Here is a 21,659-nt window from a genome sequence, read left to right on the forward strand (position 1 = left end):
GCGACATTGCGGGTCGTGCCCGACCGCCAGGCGCGGAGCCGGACGTACGAACCCCCCCTCAGTACGCCCCCAAGTGACCCGGAGGTCGCGCCATGTCCGACGCCGTTTTTGCGGCACCCAGTGAACACCCCTCGCACATTCGATACGACGACTACGGGAGCACCGTCGCCACCGGCGACCGGGACGCGATCCTGAAGCTCTGCGAGGATCTGAACGTCCGTTTCCTTCGTCTCATCTTCATCGACATCGACGGCTTCGCGAAGAACGTCGAGGTTCCGGCGAGCAAGCTCGAAGACGGGTTCGACGCCAAGGTCATGTTCGACGGATCGTCGATCGGCGGCTACGTCCGCATCGAGGAGAGCGACATGCTCCTCAGGCCCGATCTGGACACGTTCCGGGTCTTCCCGTGGGGGAACCCGGACGCCCGGGTGGCCCAGATGTACTGCGACGTGCGGCGCCCGTACAACAAGCCGTTCGGCGGCTGCCCGCGCGCGGCGCTGAAGCGCGTCGTTGCCAGGGCCGAATCGATGGGCTACACGATGTTCTCCGCCGTCGAGGCCGAGTTCTTCCTCTTCAAGACGAACGAGGACGGCAGCTGCAATTTCATCACCGACGACGATGGCGGGTACTTCGACCTCACGCCGTCGGACCTCGCCGAGCGGGCGCGACGCGAGATGGTCACCGCCATGGAGGCGATGGGCCTCGATATCGAGGCCGCGCACCACGAAGTCGCCGAGGGCCAGCACGAGATCGACTACAAGTACGGCGAGGCGCTGCGCACCGCCGACGACCTCATGACCTTCAAGTTCATCGTCCGGAACGTCGCGCACGCGCACGGGCTCCACGCGACGTTCATGCCGAAGCCGATCTTCGGCGCGAACGGCTCCGGCATGCACACGCACCAGTCGCTGTTCAAGGACGGGAAGAACATCTTCCACGACGCGAACGCCGACTACGAGCTGGCGGAGGTCATGCTCCACTACATCGGCGGCCTGAAGAAGCACGCGCGGGCCATCGCGGCGGTCACCAACCCGATCGTGAACAGCTACAAGCGGCTCGTGCCCGGCTACGAGGCGCCGATCTCCATCGCCTGGTCGCAGCGGAACCGCTCGCCGATGATCCGCATCCCCGAGCAGCGAGGCGTCGGCACGCGGCTCGAGTTCCGCATGCCCGACCCGTCCTGCAACGGCTACCTGGCGACGGCCGTCCAGCTCGCCGCGGGCCTCGACGGCATCGAGAACCGGATCGATCCGGGGCCGCCGCTCGACACGAACGTGTGGCAGCTGACCGACGAGCAGCGCGCGGAGATCGGACTCGAGGTGCTGCCCGCCAACCTCGGCGAGGCGGTGGAGGAACTCGAGGCGAACGACGTGATGAAGGACGCGCTCGGCGACCACATCTTCGAGCAGTTCGTGAGCCGCAAGAAGTCCGAGTGGAGCGACTACGTGGCGTCGGTCTCCGAGTGGGAGCTGGAGCAGTACGTCAACTACTAGCCCCAGCTGAGGGCGGCCGCGCGCCGGCTGCCCGAGCCGATCAGCGGTCCGGGGGTTCCAGGATCCCCGGATCGTTGACGGCATCGACGGCCACGACGAGCCCGGGGAGTTCCGCGCCCGTGCTCCGGACGTCGGCGATCACGTTCCGAATTCGGCTCAACCCCACGGCGTTCCGGCGCCGGAAGGATCTCATCGCGTCTTCCGTCGTCGACGCCTCGGCACGGGCGATGATCTGCGCCGCCATGCGGGAACGCGCGAGCTCGAGTCGCGTGACGAGGATGCGCGCCGCCCTCTGGTCCCACGGATCGTCCGTGGCCTGCGAGTAGACGCGGCTCCGCAGCCACGGGAAGTCGATCTCCTCGGCGAGGCCGAAGTACACGGCGCCGACCTCGCGCGTGCCGGCGCCCGTTTCACGGATGAGGCTGGCGATCGGCAGCAGTTCGTCCACGTAGCGGAAGGTCGCGAGTTGCGCCGCGCCGTCCGGATCGAGTCCGTCCATCTCGTGCAGCGAGCAGGTGGACTCGAAACGTTCCCGCCGCTCCGCGGTGAGCAGCTCCGGCAGTGCCTCGCGGACCGCCCGCACGGGGTCGTGCAGCCACTCGATCGCCTCGCTGATCGGCTCGCCGGGGGTGGTCCGCTGCAGGAGCCATCGAGTCGCGCGCGTCAGTGCGTCGGCCATGGCGAGGTAGCACTCGTTCTGCGCCCCGCTCCGCATCCGCACGTCGGCGACGCGCAGCCGCTCGTACAGGTCCTCGGCGTCCGCGATCCGTGACGCGACGTACCAGGTGCGGGCGACGGTCGCGGCGGCGCGCCCGGTCTCCTCCATGAGCCGGATATGGCTCGTGGCGCCCATGCGGTCCACGAAGCGGTTCGTCAGCAGCATGCTCGAGATGTTCGGGCGCAGCCGGTGTTCCTCGAGGTCCGCTGCCTCGACCTCCTTCAGCGCCCCGAACGGGAAGTAGTCCTCCACCAGTTCCATCATCGCCGGGTCGCGCGACACGCTGGACTCCGTGAGCGCATGCTTGAGATGGAGCTTCGAGTAGGCCATGACCGTCGCGAGTTCCGGCCTCGTGAGGTGCGCTCCGACGTTCTCCCGTTCGATGAGTTCCTCGCCCGCCGGCAGGTATTCGAGGGCCGGATCGAGGATCCCTTCCCGCTCGAAACGCTGGATCACCTCGCGGAATGCGGCGGGCGCGCGCCGCGCCCGGATGTAGTCGAGGCTGATCGCGAGGCTCTGGCTGTACGTGTTGCGGAGGACCTTCCACGCGACCTCATCGGTGCACTCCCGGAGCAGATCGTTTCGCGCCTCGTAGTCGATCCCCCCGCGCGACAGCGGCGCGCCGAGGAGAATCTTGAGGTTCACCTCGTGGTCGGACATGTCGACCCCGGCGGAGTTGTCCACGGCATCGGTGTTGATGCTCCCCTCGCGGAGCGCGTATTCGACCCGGGCGCGCTGCGTGAAGCCGAGATTGCCGCCCTCCCCCACGACGCGCGCCCGAATGCCCGTTGCATCGACCCGCGTGGGATCGCCGCTCGGGTCGCCGACATCGGTGTGTCGTTCCGAACTCGCCTTCACGTACGTGCCGATGCCGCCGTTCCAGAGGAGGTCGACCGGCGCCGACAGGATCGCGCGGATCAGCTCGTTCCCGTTCATCTCCTCGTGATCGATGCCGAGGCGCTCCCGGATCTGCGGTGAGAGGGGGATCTGCTTCTCCGTTCGGTCGTAGACGCCACCCCCCTCGCTCAGAAGTTCGGCGTCGTAGTCGGCCCACGACGAGGCCGGGAGTTCGAACAGCCGTTTCCGTTCCTCCCACGACGCCTTCGGATCCGGGTTCGGATCGAGGAAGATGTCGCGGTGATCGAAGGCGGCGACGAGCTGGATCTGCTTGCTGAGCAGCATCCCGTTGCCGAACACGTCGCCGCTCATGTCCCCGATGCCGACGGCCGTGAAGGGCTCGTTCTCGTAGTCGATGTCCGCTTCCCGGAAGTGGCGCTTCACGCACTCCCACGCACCGCGGGCCGTGATCCCCTCTTTCTTGTGGTCGTACCCCTGCGATCCGCCCGAAGCGAAGGCGTCATCGAGCCAGAAGCCCGCTTCCGCCGCGAGTTCGTTGGCCGTATCCGAGTTCTTCGCCGTCCCCTTGTCCGCCGCAACGACAAGGTACGGGTCGGGCCCGTCGTGGATCACCATTCCCCGGGGTCGCGTCACCTCGCCATCGACGACATCGTCCGAGACTTCCAGCAGACCGCGAATGAAGTCCCGGTAGCTGTCCAGCCCCGCCGCAAGCCGCGCCTCCCGATCCTCCGGGAGGCCCTTCACGATGAAGGCGCCCTTCGCACCGCCGGGCACGATGACGGCGTTCTTCACCCGCTGCGTCTTCACGAGCCCCAGCACTTCCACCCGGAAGTCCCCGTAGCGGTCGCTCCACCGGATCCCGCCCCGCGCCACGTCGTCCATGCGCAGGTGGGCGGCCTCCGTCCGAGGGCCGCGCAGGTAGACCTCGTGCTTCGGCTTCGGCTCCGGAATGAAGTCGACGGGCCGGCTCGAGATCTTGAGCGCGAGAAGGGGCGAACGGCGCCGCTCGCCCCGGTAGTGGTTCGTGCGCACGGTCGCGTGGACCAGTTCCATCATCCGCCGCAACGTCCGGTCGTCCTCGATTCCGCGTACCGAGGCCAGCCCGCGCGCGAACTCGCGCTTCAGACGCCGCATCGCGGCGGCCGCGCCCTCCTGCGCCTCCGGATCGAAGCGCGCCTCGAAGGCCCGGAAGATGCAGCGCGCGATATCGGGGTACGCCGTGAGCGGAAACTGGCCGCCCGTGGGAGCGGCAACGGCGCCGATGCGGAACGTGTAGCCCGCGTAGGCCCGAAGGACCGATACCTCCCGCCATGTGAGACCGGCCGTCACGACGAGTTCGTTCAGCCGGTCGTCTTCCGCCACCCCCGCCCGGATGGCCCGCAGCATGTCGCCGATCCGGTCCTGCGCCGCCGCGATGTCGAGGTCGCCCGCGCGCCGCGCCTCGGCTTCGAAGGACTGGACGCGCGCCGCGAACGTCTCTTCCGTGGCGTCGGGCGTCTCGTCCCTGAGCTGGATCGTGAAGCGGAGCGAGTCGAGCACCCGGAGGCCCAGGTTCTCGAGCGTGGGGATCACGTCGCTCAGGACGTATTGACCCTTCCGGGCGTACAGCCGCAGCTGATAGTGCCGTCCGTCCCCCTCTCCCGGGGACCGCTTGAGCAGTACCTGGCTCTCGCCCGTCTCGGCCAGCCGCGCGAGACACGCCACGTCCTCGACCGCTGTGTCGATGTCCATCGCCGCCTGGTAGCCGGTCGAGAACCGTACGACATGCGTTGCGAGTTCGTGGCCCCGCGAAGGGCCGTGGACGGCGTCGAGCGCGTCCTCGAGACGCTCCTCCCAGGTGCGGACGATCGAGCGGACCTGGGCCTGCACGGCGTCGAGGTCGACGGACCCCACTTCGTCCGGGTCGTGGGCCAGGTAGAAGTGGAGGCGAGCCTGGTCGCCCTGGCCGAGCGCGAGGTGGTAGTTGAGGAGCGTCCCCCGGTAGGCCTCGGTCAGCGCCGTCTGCAGCCGCCTCCGCACCTGCCCGGAGAAGTGGGTCCTGGGGAGGATGACCATGAGCTGGACGCCGCGGCCGAGCTGGTCGGGACGCGCCGTGACCCGCACATCGTCCCCGCCTCCGGTCTCCATGACCGCGTCGACGACCGAGCGGATCTCCTCCACCGAGGCGAGGAACAGCTCCTCCTTCGGCATCGAGTTGAACGTCCCCAGGATGACGTTGTAGTCGTGCGATCCCGGGGGCGCGGCTTCCAGCTGAAGGATCTCGCGCAGCTTGCGGCGCAGGATCGGGATGGAGGAGGCGTCCTGCGAGAACGCCTTCGCGGTGAACAGCCCGAGGAACCGGTGCTCGCCGTACACCGTCCCGTCCGGGCGCAGACGTTTGATGCCCACGTAGTCCATGCGGACATTGCGCCGAATCGGACTCTGGGCGTTGGTCTTGGAGATGATGAGAAGCGGGCCGCCCAGCACCCGGGCGCGGAGGTAGGCGGGGAGTTCGTCCAGAGGCCGGGGTTCGTGATATTTCGACTTGTCGTCGTCCCTGAGGATCCCGAGGCCGCTCCCCTCGTCGACGCGGATCCAGTCGCGGCCCGCGTCATCCGTCTCGATGTGGTAGGCGCGATAGCCGAGGAAAACGAACCCGGGGTCCACGAGCCAGCGGAGTAGGTCCTGGATTTCCTCGAATTCGGCGCTGCGCCACGGCGTTTCGACCCGCTTCGTCTCGAGTTCGCTGACGAGCGTCCCCACCTGTTCGATCATGGGGGAGAAGTCCGCGGTGACCGCCCTCACGAGTTCGAGGCGCTGCCGCACCTCGGCTTCCAGCGTCTCCCGGACTTCGGCGTGGTGCGCGTCGTCGAGCACGATGTGGACGACCGACACCCGCGTGCCTTCGGCGGAGTGGTCGCGGATGTCGAGCACGCGGCCGGAGGCATCCCGGTCCACCACGACGACCGGGTGGAGAAGATGCGGAATGTCGATCCCCGCCGAGTGGAGGTACTCGCGCAGCGTGTCGACGATGAAGGGCCGGTCCTCCATCACCGTCTGAAGGACGCCGCGGGATGGATCGTCCTCGTCCCAGGCGAGCCGGATCGCGATTTCGCCGTCGGCGGCGCCGGCCAGCAGGCGGTAGAGGGCTGCAACGTCGTCCGCCAGCGCGCGAACCGGACGTCCATCCGCGATGTGGCCGTAGCCGCGACTGAAGAGACGGCGGGAAAGATTGCGGACGGCTTCGCCGGGCGCGTCCGGGAGTCGCGATTCGACCTCGCGGATCAGGGGCCCGAGGTCCGACTGCTGCGCAGGCCTGTTTTTCATGCCCGTAGATACCCCATCGTGCAGTCAGTAGCCCTTCCGGCCGGCGCGGCCGTAGCGGTCCTCGAGGCGCACCAGGTCGTCCAGTTCCGGCGTGCTCACCTCGAGGATGACGCTGTCCTCGAGCGCCTCCATGCGGTGCACGTTCCCCGGCGGAATGGAGACCACCTCGCCCGGGAGCCACTCGAAGATCGCGTCGTTGAGCGTAAAAAGCATGCGCCCGGACTGGAGCAGCATCGTCTCGTGCTTCACGACGTGCTTCTGCAGCGAGAGGACGTGCCCTTTGTCGACTTCGAGGACCTTCCCCGCGTAGCGTTCCGTGTGGGCGTACCACACCTCGCGCCCCCAGGGTTTGTCCACGATTCGGGGCTCGCCGCGGCCCGCAGCCTCCCGCTCTCCCGCCGCCTTCCTCTCCTCGGCCGCCTCCCGCTCCTCGGTGTGCATGGGGGCAGACGTGCGCCCGGCCCCTGCCGTATGCCGTTCCATGTGTGACATGATACACCGGCGGCCGCCGCGACGCCGGACGCGGGGTCGGGCTGGCCGGATGTTCACCGCACGAGAACTCCGGAGCGGCTGATGGGTACAATTCCCGGTCGGGTCGTCGGAGACCCGGTCGAGAAAGGAGAACTCCCATTCGCGGCAGAAGCTTCGCTTTCGTTCTGCTGCCGGCCCTGGTCGTTGCCGGCTGCGGCGGTTCCACGGGGCCCGGCGAGTCCGCATACCTCGAGACCGTGGAGGTGACCGTCGGCCCCACGCTGGCCAAGTGCTACGGCGTGGGCCTGCAGTCGTGCATGGTGGTCAACGGCGCGTTCTTCTACGACGGAATCGAGGGATTCGAATACGAGGCCGGCTACGACTACCGACTGCGGATCGGCAAGTACGATCCCTGGGATGGGAAGGAACCGCCGCAAGACGCCGGCGCGTACGCCTACCGCCTGCTGGAGCTACTGCGGAAGGCTCCGGCGCCATCCACCCCTGCAACCCTCTCGGTGGGTCCCGCGCGGGTCATATGCGCCCGGAGCGATGATTTCTGTCCGGTGGTGGACGGGGCGCCGTATGACGACCTCATCAACAGTTTTGACTACGAGGGCGGCTACCACTATGTCCTGGAAACCCACCGGTATGGCGATGGCCGGTACGTGCTGAGTGAGATCGTCTCCAGAACCAGGGCGGCCGGCACCGAAGAGGAGGTCACGGTCGATCGCCATCGGGTGGAGTGCGGCGATGGCCATCCGGGGTACTGCAAGGTCTTTGACGGCGTCCCCTACCGCGGCGAGATCGTGGGCTTCCACCCCCGGCATGAAGTCGACTACCGACTGCGCGTCGAAAGGTTCGACATGTTCCCCGAAGGCATGACCGGGTCGCCGAACGTCCCGGCCCACGGCTATCGCTGGCTGGAAACGCTCGAAGCTACGCCGGGCACCTGACCTCCTCCACGACGCGGCCGCGTGCTCCGGCGCGACGTCAGGGGAGCACCCGGGCGACGCGGAATCCGTAGTACATGTCCCTGGTGTCGGGAACACTCCTGGACCGGTTGGCGGAGCGGAGGAACCACGCGGTGATGAACCAGGATCCGCCGCGGAGGACGCGACGGTCGCAATCGCCGGATTCCCAGGCGCTCCCATCCGTCGGAGCGCCCGCGTAGCTGTCGTTCCAGCAGTCCTGCGTCCACTCCGACACGTTCCCCAGCACGTCGTACAATCCGAACGCGTTCGGCGCGAAGGACCCCACCGGCGCCGTGGCTCCGTAGTCGTCGGCACACGGTCCGTCGCGCACATAGCCGGAAGGACCCGCGAACCGGAGGCGCCCGGGGCGCCGCGCGGCGCCGTTCGCGTGGCGGCACAGGTCCGATAGGTCCTCCCCCCAGTACCGGGCCGTCACCGTGCCGGCCCGCGCCACGTACTCCCACTCCGCCTCGCTCGGAAGCCGGTACCGCTGTCCCGTCAGCCCGGATAGCCACGACACGTACGCCTGCGCGTCCTCCCAACTCACGTGGATCACCGGACGACGCGCCCGACCCCAGCGCCGGTCGGCCGGGGTGTAGCGGCACCCTCCCATCCGCACGCACGCGTCCCACTCCGCGAACGTGACCTCGTGCACACCGACCGCGAATGGAGACCCGATCGTCACCGAGTGCTGCGGACCTTCGACGGCCCCCCGGAACTCCTCCGACTCCGGGGAACCCATCGTGAACGTTCCCTGCGGCACCACGACCAGCTCCGGACAGAACGCGCAATCGCGGAACGTGGCGAACACCTCGAATACCTGCGCCGGGGGCGGGTCCGCCGTCCCGGGCGCCCCGCCGCCTTCCTCGACGCCCCAGCTCTCCCGGGCGAGGACCTCGTAGCCGCCCCCGTCGTAGTGCCTCGCGAAATGATCGTTGCCGGTCGTCGCGTTCGTCTCGGCCGCCTCCGCGCTCGCCCCGAATCCGATCGCAAGGCGCTGGAACACGGAGCCGTTCGGGTCCGACGTCGGGGCGAGGCGGATCGCCGACGTGTACCTGATGATCGCGACGTGATGGTCACCCCGGTTCGACCAGACACACGAAACTTCCGTGTGGTCGCCGAGTTCCGAGCGCAGGGCTCGTTCCACACGCTGCCGGCCATCGAGCGGGACGCCGACCCGGTAGGCCAACGCGACATCGGACCGGTAGACGACGGCCATGCCCTCCCAGCCGAATCGGCGGTCGGGATCCGGTGTCCGCGGCGTGGACAGCTCGCTCCCCACGCACACGACCGTCCCTGCCTCGGACTGCGCGCTGGCCGGAACGCTCCCGGCGAGCAGCATGAGACCCGCCGCCGCATGCGCGACGGTCGCCACGACAAGGCTTCGTGGTCGCAGACCCAATCCGTTGCCTCCATGCGCTGCGTCGTCCAGCCTCCGCCGCGGCCCAACTCGTGGCGGATCGTCAGACACGATACAACCGGCGAATCTCCGCGGCAGGTGTTTCCGGTTTAGCGGCAGCCGCCGCCGCGGCCCCAGCTCATGGTGGGGGGCGGGTCGCGTCTCAGCGCTTCCAGATATGCGAACGGATCGGATCCGGCGAGCCGGTTCCGGTTGGTCACGGCCGCGATCCGGTTCGGGGCGGGGTTCAGCGGATCCGGCTCCGGGTCCAGGTCGACTGGAGCAGGCGCGGTGTCCGCCTCTCCCTCCACGGCGGGGACCGTCTCGCGGCTCAGCCGCAGTTCGGGGCTCAGGCGCAGGGGATACACCCCCTCGGCGAGCACGTTGTACGTCGCGCCGTCCTTCTGGAGCGTGCCGTCGATGTAAAGGAAGGGTTCGAGACGGATCGCGGCGCGGCATTTTTGATATACCTCGGGCCTCACGATCGCGTTGACGGGCCCGGATTCGTCCTCCATGAGGATGAAGATGTAGCCGTTGGCCGTATGCGGACGCTGACGGGCCACGACGATCCCGGCCACCCGCACCTCGCTCCGGTTCGGAAGGCCGGGGAAGCGGGCCGAGGAGACGGTGCGCTCGGGGAGGCGGTCGCCCACGAGCGCGAACGGGTGATGCAGCGAGGCGGCGAGGGAGAGGATGCGGTACTCCGCGATCATCTTCTCCATGTCGTGCGTGCCCGCGAAGCGCAGGTCCGCACAGGGGTCGTCGAGCGCGAGTTCGATCTGGCCCTGGTCCGAGCGGTCGGCGCTTCGGCGTCCGCGGACGGGCGGCACGTCCCCGCCCAGCCCCGCGGCGTTCGTCGCGAGTTCGCGGCGCCGGCGCTCCGCCTCCGTCTCGGCCTCCGGGCCCAGCCAGAGCCCCGTCTGCCACAGCAGGTCGCGGCGTTCGATCCCCAGCGAGTCGAGCCCGCCGACCCAGATCAGGTTCTCGATCGCGGCCCGCTTGAGCGCGGCCGGGGTGCGGCGCAGAAAATCGGGCAGCGACGCGAACGGTCCGCCGCGCTCGCGCTCGTCCACCACGAGTTCGGCCGCCTCCGTACCCCAGTCGCGGACCATGCCGAGTCCGATCCGGACATCGTCTCCCTCGGCGGTGCAGGCGACCCGGCTGACGTTCAGATCCGGCAGCAGGACGCCGACCCCGTGCCGGCGCGCGTCGCGCCCGATCGCATCGAGTGAATAGAACCCCATCGGCTGGTTGTTGAAGAGCCCCACGTAGTACTCGGCCGGATAGCGGTCGCGGAGCCAGGCGGACTGGAAGGCGAGGAGCCCGAACGCCACCGCGTGCGACTTCGGGAACCCGAACTCCGAGAACGCGACGACCTGCTCGAACACCTTCTTCGCGGTGGGGCCGCCGACCCCCTTCGCCGCCGCGCCGTCCCGGAATGTCGTCCAGTACCCCAGCAGCGCCTCGCGCGAGCGCTTGCGGCTCATGGCGCGCCGCAGCCCCTCGGCCTGCCCGTCGCTGAAGCCCGCGAGCGCCTTGCACACCTGCAGCACCTGGTCCTGGAAGATGATCACGCCCAGCGTCTCGCCGAGCACCTCCTCGAGCAGCGGATGGTCGTAGGGAACGACGTAGTCCGGGTTCTTGCGCAGCTGCTCGCGTCGCCGGACGTAGGGGTTCACCGCCCCGCCGACGATCGGACCCGGCCGCACGATCGCGACCTGGACCGCGAGGTCGCCCAGGTTCCGGGGCCGCACCCGCCGCAGCATCTGGATCTGCGCGCGACTCTCGACCTGGAAGAGGCCCACCGTGTCTCCCGAACAGATGCGGTCGTAGATCCTCTCGTCCTCATAGTCGATGCGGGAGAGGTCGGGGGCCTCGCCGTGGCGCGCGTGGATCGTCTCCACCGCCTCCTCGACGAGCGACAGCATCCCGAGCGCGAGGAAATCGATCTTGATGAACCTCGCATCGTCGCAGGAGTCCTTGTCCCACTGGCAGAGGACGCGCCCCTCCCACGCGGCGGGCTCGAGGGGGACGATCTCCACCAGCGGCCGGCTCGAGATGATCATCCCGCCCACGTGCTGGGAGATGTGCCGCGGGAGTCCCCTGATCTCCTCGGCCAGTTCGGCGAAGGCCCGCCAGATCCGCGAGTTCGCGCGCGCCTCGAGGCCGGGGATGCGCTCCAGTTCGGCCATGAACCCGTCCTCTCCGGGTTCGGCGAGTTTGGCCAGCTTCTCCACGTCGCCGACCGGGAGGCTGAGCGCCTTGCCCAGTTCGCGCACGATCGAGCGCGTGCGGTAGGTGGGGAAGGTGCACACGAGCCCGACGTGGTCGTACCCGTAGCGCTCGTAGACCGCGAGGATCAGTTCCTCGCGAATATCGCGCGCAAAGTCGATGTCGATGTCCGGGACGCTCTCCATGGCGTCGTTCAGGAACCGGCCGAGAAAGAGGTTCGTCTGCACCGGATCCACGTGGGAGAGTCCGATCAGATAACAGATGACGGAGGAGACCGAGGACCCCCGTCCGCGTCCCGGCGGAAGCAGTTGGCGCGGCATCGAGTCGCCCCGCACGCGATGCGCGACCTCCCGGGCGAGTTCGAGGATGTCGTGATAGACGAGAAAGAACCCGGCCAGGTCGTGGCGGTCGACGAGCGCGAGTTCGGTAGCGAGGCGTTCCTCGGCTTCGCGGCGGTATCGGCTGCCGGGGGGATAGCGGACCTCGAACGCCCTGCGGCAGACCTGGTGGAGTACGCGCATCGCGGGGGCGAAGCCGCTCCCCTTGAAATCGGGGAAGCGGTAGCCGAGATCGGACGTGAGATCGAACGCCCGGCAGCGCTCGGCGATCGCACGCGTGTTGCGGAGCGCATCGGGCCGCGATGCGAAGCGCCACGCCATCTCCCGGGGCGAGGCGAGGTGAAAGCAGGCGTTGGGGCGGCGGAGTTCGTGCGAATCGTCGACCGTCGTCCGGTTCCGGATCGCGACCAGGATGTCCTGGAGACGGTGCCGGTCGGCGACGTGGTAGTGGACGTTGCCCGTGGCCACGACCGGGATGCGGAGCCGGTCGGCCAGCGCGCTCAGCGCCCGGCCGCGCGCGAGGTCGCCGTGGACCGCGTTGTTCTGGAGTTCGACGAAGAGGCTGCCGGGACCGAAGGCGTCGCGCAGACGGCCCGCCAGTCGCTCGGCTTCGTCCGTCCCCCGTTCGAGCGCCGCCAGGAGGGGACTCCGGCGGCACCCGGTGAGGAGGATGAGTCCCTCGGGCCGCTCGAGGAGCGCGTCGAGGTCGAGCCGGGGTTTTCCGCGCGGACTCTCCATGTGCGCCCGGGTGATGAGACGGCACAGGTTCGCATACCCCGCCGCGCTCTCCGCCAACACCGTGACGTGGCAGTCGTCGACCGCTTCGTCGGACCCCTCCTCCGCGAACGCCGAGGCGAGGGTGAGTTCGGCGCCCGTGATCGGCTGGAGTCCGTGGGCGTGGGCGAACTGTGCGAACTCCATCGAGCCGTACAGCCCGTCGTGGTCGGTGAGCGCGAGCGCGGGATAGCCCAGTTCGAGCGCGCGCGCCGCGAGTTCCTCGGGCCGCGACGCCCCATCGAGAAAGGAGTAGGCGGAGTGCGCGTGCAGTTCGACGTAGTCGACGCTTCGCGAAGGGGTGACCACGGCGGCTATTCCGGCTGCAGGAACCAGCGATCCAGCATCAGATCGTGGTACGCCGTGAGGTGGGCGCCGTTCTCGAGCAGAATCGAGAAGTAGACGCGCGAGATCGGTTCCCTCCACCACTCGTCGTCGATCCGCCACTGGTCGAACACGTCGCCGATCCGTCGCCAGCGCCCCCGGATCTCGAGGCTCACGGGCACCCCGGCGGCGCCGAGCCGGACCCGCACCGGCCGCGGGCGGTTGAGCGGCCGCAGCTTCCCCGCGGACGGCTTCGCCACTCTACGCAATTTCCATGAGCGCGTGCCGGCGCTCGGGGAGCCGGGAGTTCGGCTCGAGTTCGAGCACCCGGTACAGCGCGGCGGCGCCCAGCCGCAGCCGCAGCACGCGCGCGGCGCGCCGGAACGCGGGCAGGAGTTCGCCATCCTTCGTCTCCAGCGAACCGAGGACGCGGGCCGCGCCTTCCTTCGGGTCGAAGAGCCCGGTCTGCGCGCTCGCCGGACCGAAGCGGAAGAGTTCGAGCCGCAGCGTCTCGACCGCGCGGCAGGGCCGGTCGAGCGCGATCCGCGAGCGGAGGAACGCCCCGAGCCGTTCGGGCTCGCTCGTGGGTTCCCGGGCAATCGCGCGAATGGACCAGGAACCGCCGTCCTCGAGGCTCGCCGACACCCTGAGCCCCCGGACGCTCTTGCCTCGCCGCCGCGGATGCGCGAGCGCGCGACCGATGAGCCGGTCGAGCGCGGCGTGCAGCAGTTCGAGCTGTCCGATCGGGCTCGGAAAGTCGAGCGCGACGCGAATCGGCCGGGCCGGCGCCTCCGGCCGCACACGATCGATGCGCGTCCCCCGCGCCCAGGCGAGCGCCCGGCGCCCATCGGCCCCGAACTGCGACACGAGCGCCGGCTCGGGCATGCGCACGATCCCCGCCAGCCGCTCGACCCCGAGCCGCTTCAGCCGCTCGACCATGCGCGGCGACACCGGCAGCACATCGACCGGCTGCGGGGCCAGAAACGCAGCGAGGTCGGCCGGCGCCACGCAGACGGCCGCGCCCGGCCGACCGGAACCCGCCGACCCCGTCGACCGGGCAGACTCCGCGGACCGCGCCGCGACCCAGGCCGCGAATTTCCCCGGCGCGCAGCCGATCCGGGCGCTCGCCGCGAGCCACGGCGACAGCGCCTCGAGCCGCGCCCGGAGCCCCGCGATCTGACGCTCCGGCGGGCCGTACAGGCGTTCGAGTCCGTCGACCCCCACGAAGAACCGCCCCCGATCCACCGACTGTTCGACGACCGGACTCCAGTCGCGGAAGACTTCCGCGATCCGGTCGCGCGCCGCGTCGTGGAAATCCGGATCCGGTTCGCAGAGGACGAGCGAGGGGCAGAGCGCGATCGCCTGCGAGACGATCATCCCCGGCTCGACTCCGAAGGAGGCCGCGAGCGCGCACCCCATCTCGATGCGGCGGCGGTCTCCCACCGTCGGCAGCGCGAGCGGCGGGTCCGCGAGCGACGGCGTCCGGACCCGCTCCAGTTCCAGTTCGAACCCCGGCCACCAGAGGCAGAGCGCCATCCGGCTCCCGCGACCTGCGTCCATGCGACCTTTCCAAACCCGAGAAAACCGAATAAAGACCGAAAATCGGGTCGGCTAACCTAGCGGATCACGAGTGGGATGCAAGGGGGGACATCTTCCGTCAACGGACCTCCATCACCGCACCAGCCTCGGGATCTCCCAGCCGCTGACGCACATGCCGAAGCGTCTCGGCGTAGAATCGCCCGAGCTCGTCCTCCCCTCACGCCGCTGAGGAGCACGGAGGAGCTTGCCAGCGACGGCCCGGCCACCTCAGTCCGGGGCGGCGCGCAGAAGAGTTTCACGGAGTTTCACTAACGGCTGCCCGTCTTCCAGCCGAGAGCGTCGGCCGGCTATCCTCGCTTGGACTTGACACCGATCCTCTATCGGTGCTTGGGCGAAACACCAAGATTCCGCCACGAACCGACCAGTAGCCGATCCTTGTTTCAACACCAACCTCTGGAGGAAAATCGATGCGTGCCCGTCGCTGTTTCGTTATTCTCTGTCTCGTCGCCCCGGCGCTGACGGCCATCCCCGCCGCCGCCCAGGTCGAGGACCGTCCCATGCTCACCAGCGCCGCCGCCATGACCATGATTCACGGCTGCCTGACCAAGGCGGAGGAGGAGGGGTGGCGCATGCACATCGCCATCATGGACAACCACGGCAACCTGAAGGGTTACCACCGGATGGACGACGCGCAGCTGCTGTCACAGGACATCTCGATGGCCAAGGCCCGCAGCTCGGCCCTGAGCCCGCGGTCGACGCAGCAGTGGGGCGAGATCGCCTTCGGCAACGGCGTCTCCGCCGCCGCCTTCGTTCCCGGCATGAATTACTTCGAGGGCGGGCTGCCGATTATGACCGATGACGACCAGCACATCGGCGGCATCGGGGTCAGCGGCGACACCGGTGCCAACGACGCCATCTGCGCGCAAGCGGGCATCGAAGCCGCGGGCCTGAACTAGGCTGCGGCGGGGAGCAGGGCGACCCGGTCCGAGCGTTACCAGCGCAGCGTCGCCACCCGTCGGCGCTCTTCGCCGAGGTACGCGGCCCAGTAGGTTCGACTCATGAACCGGGAGTTGAAGGCGAAAGCGGCGCTCGCGCCGAGGAGCTGGGCCGCGTTTGTGGCGCGGATGATCCTCGGCCTCATCTTCTTCATGGCCGGGTTCTGGAAGGTGTTCGAACTCGGAGCCGTCCAGCACGCGCGGGGCCTGTTCGTGGAGGCCTACGCCGACACGTTCCTCCCCGCCTGGTCGCTGTGGGCCGCCGGGGTCGCGATCCCGTTCATCGAACTCGTCTGCGGGGCGCTGATGCTGGCGGGCTGGCGGCGCCGGATCGCCGCGCTGGGGTTGGGCGGGATCCTCATCCTCGTCACCTTCGGCCACCTGCTCGCCGAACCCCTCTACGTCTTCAGCGCGCACGTGATCCCGCGCACGCTCCTGCTCATCATCGTCCTCCTCCTGTTCGAGGACGACCGCCTCAGCCTGGACGCCCGGCTCGCCCGCCGCACCGCCTCACGCTGACCGCCCCCGCCCCGTTGATACGGTGTTGACACGACGCAACACCGTGGGGCATGATCAGGCTCCGGAGACACCCGAAGAAGGACATCGAGAAGGCGCTGGCCATCGCCCGAAAGGCCGGATGGACGGTCATCCCGAAAACGTCCGGACATAACTGGGGCGTGATGTACTGCCCGGCGACCGAGACGCGCCGCTGCCCGATGTCCATCGCGTCGACACCACGCAATCCGGGCGACCTTGCCGGCAGGGTCCTGAGAGTCGTGCGCCAGTGTCCTCACGGAAAGCAATGAGAAGTCGAGCGATGAAGATTCACAGCTTCACTCTGATCGTTGAAGGCGTGGACATCCACGAGCAGGCTGTGCTCGACGCCCTCTACGAAGCCGGCTGCGATGACGCCCTGGTTGCAACAACGAACGGAATCCAGCACCTGGATTTTGGACGCGAGGCGGCGAGCCTCTCTGAGGCGATCTCCTCGGCGGTCGCCGATGCCGAATCGGTCGACGGCCTTCGGGTAGTTCGGATCGCAGACCCCGACCTGGTGTCGATGTCCGAAATCGCGGCCCGGATCGGGCGCTCGCGCGAGTGCGTCCGGCTGTGGGTGAACGGAAAGCGCGGACCGGGCGGATTTCCGGCGCCCCTCAACAGTCCTCACGATCGGTACCGGTTCTGGCGCTGGTCCGACGTGGAAGGCTGGCTGAGAGGAGCCCTCGGAGGCGAACCGTGGTCGGCCGAGGATCACCTCCGGGCCGCGATCAACGCGGCGCTCGAACTCCGCCACCATTTCCGCCAGCTCGATCCCGAGGATCGTCCCGACCTCCGCGCCCTCGCCGGCCCTGCCCTTAGCGGCTGAGACTCCTTCCGGCGTTCGATTCCCGGTTCACGGTGGGCCGATGGTGACCTCGCGTGCGCCGGGGGGGACGTCGACGCGCTCGACGGCGCCGCCGGGCCATCGGACTTCGATCGCCAGGGGGGCGGCAGAGAGGCCGAGGATCTGCAGCGGGTCGTCGTGGGAGCCGGTTCCGGACCCGGCCCTTACTTCGCGCGCGGGGCCGAGGCCGTCGGCGTACACCACGCGCAGGACGGTCCCGATTCCGTGAGGGTTCTCGACCGTCCCGGCGACGCGGACCCGCAGGCCGGGCGCGGTGCCGGCACCGCGAAACAGTCGCGCCGCGCCGCCGTTGATCCCCAGCATAAAATCCATGCGGCCGTCGCCGTCGATGTCCGCGGCCGCGGCGCCGCGCTGGTCTCCGTAGGCGGCGACACCCGACTCCTGCCCCGGGACCGGGCGGAACCCGCCGCGCCCGTCGCCCTCGAGCCATAGCCCCCGCCCCGCGTCGTAGCGCGGCGTGTCCTCATCGGTGGCGAAGAAGTTCTGGGACAGGAACAGGTCCTCGCGGCCGTCTCCGTTGGCGTCCGCCACCAGGACTCCGAGCGAAGGAGCCTGCTGCGCCTCGCGCGGGAGCGGCGCCGCCTCGAAGCGGTCGCCCCGGTTCAGGAACACCGTGTGCCGCAGTTCCGCCGCCTCCAGCCGACCTTCCGGCCACGCCCCCAGCGCCTCGCCGACATCCGCCTCGGCGTAGGCCGCGCGCGTCGGCATGCGCCCTCCCACCGGCGGGATGTGCTCGGCGAGCCGGCCCAGCGCAGCCAGCGGTGCCGGCGCGCCGAGCCGCTCATCCCGCTGCGCTTCCACGAGATCGAGGGTGCCGTTGCGGTCCACGTCGGCGAAATGGAGTTCGAGCGGGGCCCCGGGCGTCGGGCGGTACTCGGTGTTGTCTCCCCACGAGACCGCCACCAGGTCCGGACGCCCATCCCCGTCGAAGTCGCCCGCGGACACGCCGTTCCAGCGCCCGACGTACACGGACAGGCCGACCGCCTCCGTGACGTCGGAGAAGCGCCCCCGGTCGTTCCGCAGCAACCGGACGGGGCCCCACTCGACGGAGACGGCGAGGTCCGGGTCGCCGTCCGCGTCGTAGTCCGCGAACACGGCTCCGGTCACCATGCCGAGACGCTCGAAGACCGCCGCATCCCGCCGGTCCTCCTCGAAGCCGCCGCCCGGACGGCCCCGGAACACCCGGGAGGGGCCGGAGAGCGGATAGCCCCCCGGCATGACCCGCGCGCCCACGAAGAGGTCGAGCCGTCCGTCGAGGTCATAGTCGGCGACGGCCAGCGGGCCTACCGACCCCGACGACCCCGGCGCGACGCCGCGGTTGAGCGGGGTCACCGCCACGCCCGCCATGGCTCCTGCGGGCCACGCCGCCGACACGACGGCCGGCACCTGCGTCACCTCCGTCGGCGGCGCCTCGTAGCTCGACAGCCCGAGCAGCACCCTGGCCGTGTCCGCCACCGGGAGCGGGATCACGGCGGTCTGGTCGACGGGCGCCCGCGGTCCGGCCAGCGTCACGCGGACCAGCGTCCCCCCGTCGTTCCGAAACAGCGCCGGCGCCGCGCCGGCGCCCGAGCCCAGCAGCAGGTCGGGATCCCCGTCGCCGTCCAGGTCGTGCCACGCCACGCTCGGCCCCATCCGGGACAGCCGCAGCGGGAGGAGCGGCTGGCGCGCCGCCTCGGCGAACGGCGGCTCGTCGTGGATCGGCCCGAAGCTCTCGTCCAGCTCGAACCACGTGGCCGGCGCAGGGGCCGGCGCCGGCGCGGGCGTCCCCGTCTCGGCGCCCTCCGACGCCTCCGTTTCGAACACTTCGTACAGCCGATTCGCGCCATCGACGCGCACCACCGACCGGCCGCCGCCGCGCCAGTCCACGCCCAGCGTACCCTCGGCCACGTCCCCCATCGCGAATGAGACGAGCGCCTCCGAACCCGAGAGATACCCGCCGCCCGCCGCGACCTCCTTCGTCTGGCGCGGGAGTCCGGGGACCTCCAGCCACACAGTCGCCCCGACCCCGGCCGTGTTCGGCGCCTCTCCCCGGAGCCGGACGGCCAGCCGCGGGGCCGCGGCGTCGTTGCGCAACAGCAGCGCCGGGCTGCCCAGCCGGTTCACGACCGCGTCCAGATCCCCATCTCCGTCGAAGTCCGCCAGCGCCGCCCCGTGCGACACGTCCGGCTCCGGCGCCACGCCCCACGCGCGCCCCACCTCCTCGAATCCGGTCCCGCCCACGTTCCGGAAGGCCACGTTGTGCAATGGCAGCGGACGGTACAGGAGGGTGGACTCGCGCTCGCCGGAGAGCCCGGCCTCCCGGATGGAGATCTGGGTGTCCGCGTCCATGAGGTCCCGGATGTGGCCGTTCGGGATGAGGAGGTCTTCGAATCCGTCCAGGTCCACGTCGACGAAGAGCGCCGACCACGACCACCCGGACGCCTCGACCCCCGCCTGGCGCCCGATCTCCGCCCACGTGCCGTCCCCTCGGCTGGCGAGCAGCGTGTTGCGGTTCACCTGCTGCGCCCCGGAGGCCTCGCCGGGCGGCGTGTGCTCCACGCGCGACACCGGGTCCTGGGTTTTCCTTGAGCGCGAGTCGCGGGCCAGCATGTCGAGCACGAAGACATCCGCGTCGCCGTCCCGGTCGACGTCCGAGAAGTCCACCGCCATCGAGGAGGCGCTCGTCGTGGGAAGCGCATGGGGCGGCGGCAGGCGGAATGTGCCGTCCCCGCGATTGATCCACAGCCGGTCGGGACTGTGGAGATCGTTCGCGACGTAGAGGTCCGGGTCCCCGTCGTCGTCCAGGTCCCCGAAGCGGGCCGCGAGCCCCCATTCGGTCGGGGCGATCTCCAGCGGCACACCGTCGGCGTCCAGGAAGGCGCCGGAGGAGAACGGGACATGCCGGAAGCCGCCCCCGTCGCTGCCGCCGCCACCTTCGTTGAACTCATTCAGATAGAGTTCGTCGGCCTCCCCCCTCTCGAGCCGCACGACGCCATCCGCGCGCCACGCGAGTTCGTAGTGACCGGCGAAGCGCTCCACGACCTCGAATTCCCGCCCCACGCGCCGCACCGTATTGGGGAAAGCGACCTCGTCCCCGGAGAAGAGATCGAGCACGGAGCGGCTCTTGTAGCGCGTGAGGTAGAGGTCGAGATCGCCGTCGCCGTCGATGTCGGCCAGCGCGCTCGACATCCCTCCCCGCGAATCCCGCAGCCCCGCGTCCGGCGCTTCCGCGAATCGCCCCGCTCCGTCGTTGAGGAAGACGGACTTCGGACCCTCGATGGAGGTGAGCAGGAGGTCGAGGTCGCCGTCTCCGTCCACATCCACGAAGGTGGCGCCGGTCGAGAACCGGTCTCCCGCGTCGACGCCGCTCTCCGCAGCCGTCTCGCGGAACCGCCAGTCCCCCAGGTTGAGGTAGAGGGCGTTGGGCCCCTCCAGACGAGCGAGATAGAGATCCGGCCGGCCGTCCCCGTTCACGTCGCCCGCCGCCACTCCCGAGCCGTTCCCGCGCATCTGGTTCTCGATGAAGCGGGCGTCCGAGAGCGCGTTGCCGAAGTCAACTCCGGACCACGAGGGCGGAACGGAGGTGAATCCCGCTTCGGCCCCGTCCACCACTAGGGGCCGCCAGCGGGCGCCCGGCACCTCCGTCCACTGGTCCGGCTGCGCCGGAGCGGAGAAATCTGCCGGGCCGCAGGCCGCGACGGCGGCGGACAGAGCGCAGACGGCCCGGCGGGCGGCACGGCTCATGACGCGGGGGAGACGCTCAGAATCCGGAAAGGATCGCATCCGCGCGGCCGACGAGGGCCCGGTTGAGCGACAGCCACGCCTCCACCGTCGCGGGATCCGCCCAACCCGAGGCGGTGGCCGCCGTCAGCCCCGAGCCTCCCGGCCAGGGGCGACGTTCGACGAACTCGAGCACGTCCTCGAAGGCGGAGAACACGGTGGGGTCCACCTCAGTTCCGACTGAGGTGAGACGCTCGGAAACGGCGCCCCACTCCGCGCGCGTCGCCGCGTCCACGGCCAACTGGGGCAGGCGGACGGCACCGGCCAGGGAGCCGCCCAGCGGGTCGGAGGAGCCCGCCGAAGCCCCGGGTACGACCCAGGTCACGATCTGCCCCTCGAGCCCGAAGCGCCGGAACTCCTGCAGGCGGTAGAAGAGGGCGAGCGCGAGTTCCCGCTGAAGCTGCGCGGATTCGTCCGCGGCCTGGGCGAGTTGTCCCAGGCGCTCGTCCTGCCGCTCCACCATCCCCGCCAGGATGTCCGCCGCGGCGCCACCGTCGTCCGCGTTTCCGCCGCCGAACCCGCCGAAGCCGCCCAGCGCGGCCCCGGCCGCGCCGCCCACGACGACGCCGGCCAGAAGACCCAGCGCCGCCGCGCGGGCCGGCTTCACGGCGAGTCGGTCGTCGTGCGCGCGTCGTCCTTCCCGACGCCCTTGACGTACTGGTCGAACCAGTCGATCCAGCGCGCCCACATGTCGAGGTTGTTCTCGATCGCACGCGGCGTGTGCGACTCGAAGGGATACTCGAACAGCGCTGCCGTCTTCCCGAGCCCGGTGAGCGCGTGGATCATGCGCCTCGACTGGATGGGATAGGTGCCCGAGTTGTTGTCGTCCGCCCCGTGGTAGAGTAGGAGCGGGGTGTTGATCTGGTCCGCCTTGAAGAACGGGGACATCTCCATGTACACGTGGGGCGCCTCCCAGATGTCCCGCGGCTCGGCCTGGAAGCCCATCGGCGTGAGCGAGCGGTTGTAGGCGCCGTCCCCCGCGATCCCCGCCTTGAAGAAGGGCGTGTGGGCAAGGAAGTTCGCGGTCGCGAAGGCGCCGTAGCTGTGGCCGCCGTGCCCGATCCGGTCCATGTCGAT

At 69.8% G+C, this 21,659-nt stretch carries 14 protein-coding genes; 5 read left to right on the forward strand and 9 right to left on the reverse strand.

The genetic code is table 11. From position 1 onward, the window contains the following. The first annotated feature begins 92 nt into the window (after positions 1-92). Positions 93-1,493: a type I glutamate--ammonia ligase gene (gene glnA, locus RN729_RS02170; RefSeq protein WP_310781991.1), complete on the forward strand. Its 1,401-nt coding sequence runs from the start codon at positions 93-95 to the stop codon at positions 1,491-1,493. Positions 1,494-1,533: 40 nt separating this feature from the next. Here the strand turns inward: glnA and RN729_RS02175 are convergent, their stop codons facing one another. Beyond that, positions 1,534-6,375, reverse strand: a complete 4,842-nt coding sequence (locus RN729_RS02175) for an NAD-glutamate dehydrogenase domain-containing protein (RefSeq protein WP_310781992.1) — start codon at positions 6,373-6,375, stop codon at positions 1,534-1,536. A gap of 24 nt (positions 6,376-6,399) precedes the next feature. Next, on the reverse strand, positions 6,400-6,816 hold the full coding sequence (locus tag RN729_RS02180; RefSeq protein WP_343218886.1) for a cupin: 417 nt from the start codon (positions 6,814-6,816) through the stop codon (positions 6,400-6,402). Between the two features lie 293 nt (positions 6,817-7,109). On the opposite strand from RN729_RS02180, the gene RN729_RS02185 reads away from it, so the two are divergent. Further along, positions 7,110-7,799, forward strand: coding sequence for a DUF4377 domain-containing protein (locus tag RN729_RS02185; RefSeq protein ID WP_310781994.1), 690 nt, complete (start codon positions 7,110-7,112; stop codon positions 7,797-7,799). 37 nt (positions 7,800-7,836) lie between these two features. Here RN729_RS02185 and RN729_RS02190 read toward each other — a convergent pair whose 3' ends face one another. From RN729_RS02190 to RN729_RS02205, 4 genes are all read right to left on the reverse strand, one after another. After that, positions 7,837-9,192, reverse strand: a complete 1,356-nt coding sequence (locus RN729_RS02190) for a formylglycine-generating enzyme family protein (protein WP_310781995.1) — start codon at positions 9,190-9,192, stop codon at positions 7,837-7,839. Positions 9,193-9,326: 134 nt separating this feature from the next. Next, positions 9,327-12,869, reverse strand: coding sequence for a DNA polymerase III subunit alpha (gene dnaE, locus RN729_RS02195; RefSeq protein WP_310781996.1), 3,543 nt, complete (start codon positions 12,867-12,869; stop codon positions 9,327-9,329). A 5-nt stretch (positions 12,870-12,874) separates the two neighbouring features. Beyond that, entirely contained in the window at positions 12,875-13,144 is a 270-nt protein-coding gene (locus tag RN729_RS02200; RefSeq protein WP_310781997.1) for a hypothetical protein, read from the reverse strand. A 1-nt stretch (position 13,145) separates the two neighbouring features. Beyond that, positions 13,146-14,444 (reverse strand): DNA polymerase Y family protein, encoded by a 1,299-nt coding sequence (locus tag RN729_RS02205; RefSeq protein ID WP_310781998.1) that lies wholly within the window; start codon positions 14,442-14,444, stop codon positions 13,146-13,148. A gap of 446 nt (positions 14,445-14,890) precedes the next feature. On the opposite strand from RN729_RS02205, the gene RN729_RS02210 reads away from it, so the two are divergent. The 3 genes from RN729_RS02210 (at position 14,891) to RN729_RS02220 (ending at position 16,784) form a co-directional block, all read left to right on the forward strand. Further along, positions 14,891-15,379, forward strand: coding sequence for a heme-binding protein (locus tag RN729_RS02210; protein WP_310781999.1), 489 nt, complete (start codon positions 14,891-14,893; stop codon positions 15,377-15,379). A gap of 102 nt (positions 15,380-15,481) precedes the next feature. Beyond that, complete coding sequence (locus RN729_RS02215; protein WP_310782000.1) at positions 15,482-15,937, forward strand: DoxX family protein; 456 nt, start codon at positions 15,482-15,484, stop codon at positions 15,935-15,937. A gap of 298 nt (positions 15,938-16,235) precedes the next feature. Continuing rightward, entirely contained in the window at positions 16,236-16,784 is a 549-nt protein-coding gene (locus RN729_RS02220; RefSeq protein WP_310782001.1) for a hypothetical protein, read from the forward strand. Positions 16,785-16,811: 27 nt separating this feature from the next. Here the strand turns inward: RN729_RS02220 and RN729_RS02225 are convergent, their stop codons facing one another. From RN729_RS02225 to RN729_RS02235, 3 genes are all read right to left on the reverse strand, one after another. Next, positions 16,812-20,546 (reverse strand): FG-GAP-like repeat-containing protein, encoded by a 3,735-nt coding sequence (locus tag RN729_RS02225; protein ID WP_310782002.1) that lies wholly within the window; start codon positions 20,544-20,546, stop codon positions 16,812-16,814. A gap of 16 nt (positions 20,547-20,562) precedes the next feature. Then, a complete protein-coding gene (locus tag RN729_RS02230) occupies positions 20,563-21,189 on the reverse strand; it encodes a hypothetical protein (RefSeq protein ID WP_310782004.1) in 627 nt (208 codons plus the stop codon). Further along, positions 21,186-21,659: prolyl oligopeptidase family serine peptidase (locus RN729_RS02235; protein ID WP_310782005.1), on the reverse strand; the 474-nt coding region annotated here is incomplete at its 5' end. The genes RN729_RS02235 and RN729_RS02230, both read right to left, overlap by 4 nt.

This window comes from Candidatus Palauibacter polyketidifaciens (genome assembly GCF_947581785.1).
Lineage (GTDB): Bacteria > Gemmatimonadota > Gemmatimonadetes > Palauibacterales > Palauibacteraceae > Palauibacter > Palauibacter polyketidifaciens.

Excerpts from the sequence above, each read along its gene's own strand:
- glnA (WP_310781991.1), top strand. The coding sequence starts at position 93 with ATGTCCGACGCCGTTTTTGCGGCACCCAGTGAACACCCCTCGCACATT.
- RN729_RS02175 (WP_310781992.1), bottom strand. The coding sequence starts at position 6,375 with ATGAAAAACAGGCCTGCGCAGCAGTCGGACCTCGGGCCCCTGATCCGC.
- RN729_RS02180 (WP_343218886.1), bottom strand. The coding sequence starts at position 6,816 with ATGCACACCGAGGAGCGGGAGGCGGCCGAGGAGAGGAAGGCGGCGGGA.
- RN729_RS02205 (WP_310781998.1), bottom strand. The coding sequence starts at position 14,444 with ATGGACGCAGGTCGCGGGAGCCGGATGGCGCTCTGCCTCTGGTGGCCG.
- RN729_RS02210 (WP_310781999.1), top strand. The coding sequence starts at position 14,891 with ATGCGTGCCCGTCGCTGTTTCGTTATTCTCTGTCTCGTCGCCCCGGCG.
- RN729_RS02215 (WP_310782000.1), top strand. The coding sequence starts at position 15,482 with ATGAACCGGGAGTTGAAGGCGAAAGCGGCGCTCGCGCCGAGGAGCTGG.
- RN729_RS02220 (WP_310782001.1), top strand. The coding sequence starts at position 16,236 with ATGAAGATTCACAGCTTCACTCTGATCGTTGAAGGCGTGGACATCCAC.
- RN729_RS02225 (WP_310782002.1), bottom strand. The coding sequence starts at position 20,546 with ATGAGCCGTGCCGCCCGCCGGGCCGTCTGCGCTCTGTCCGCCGCCGTC.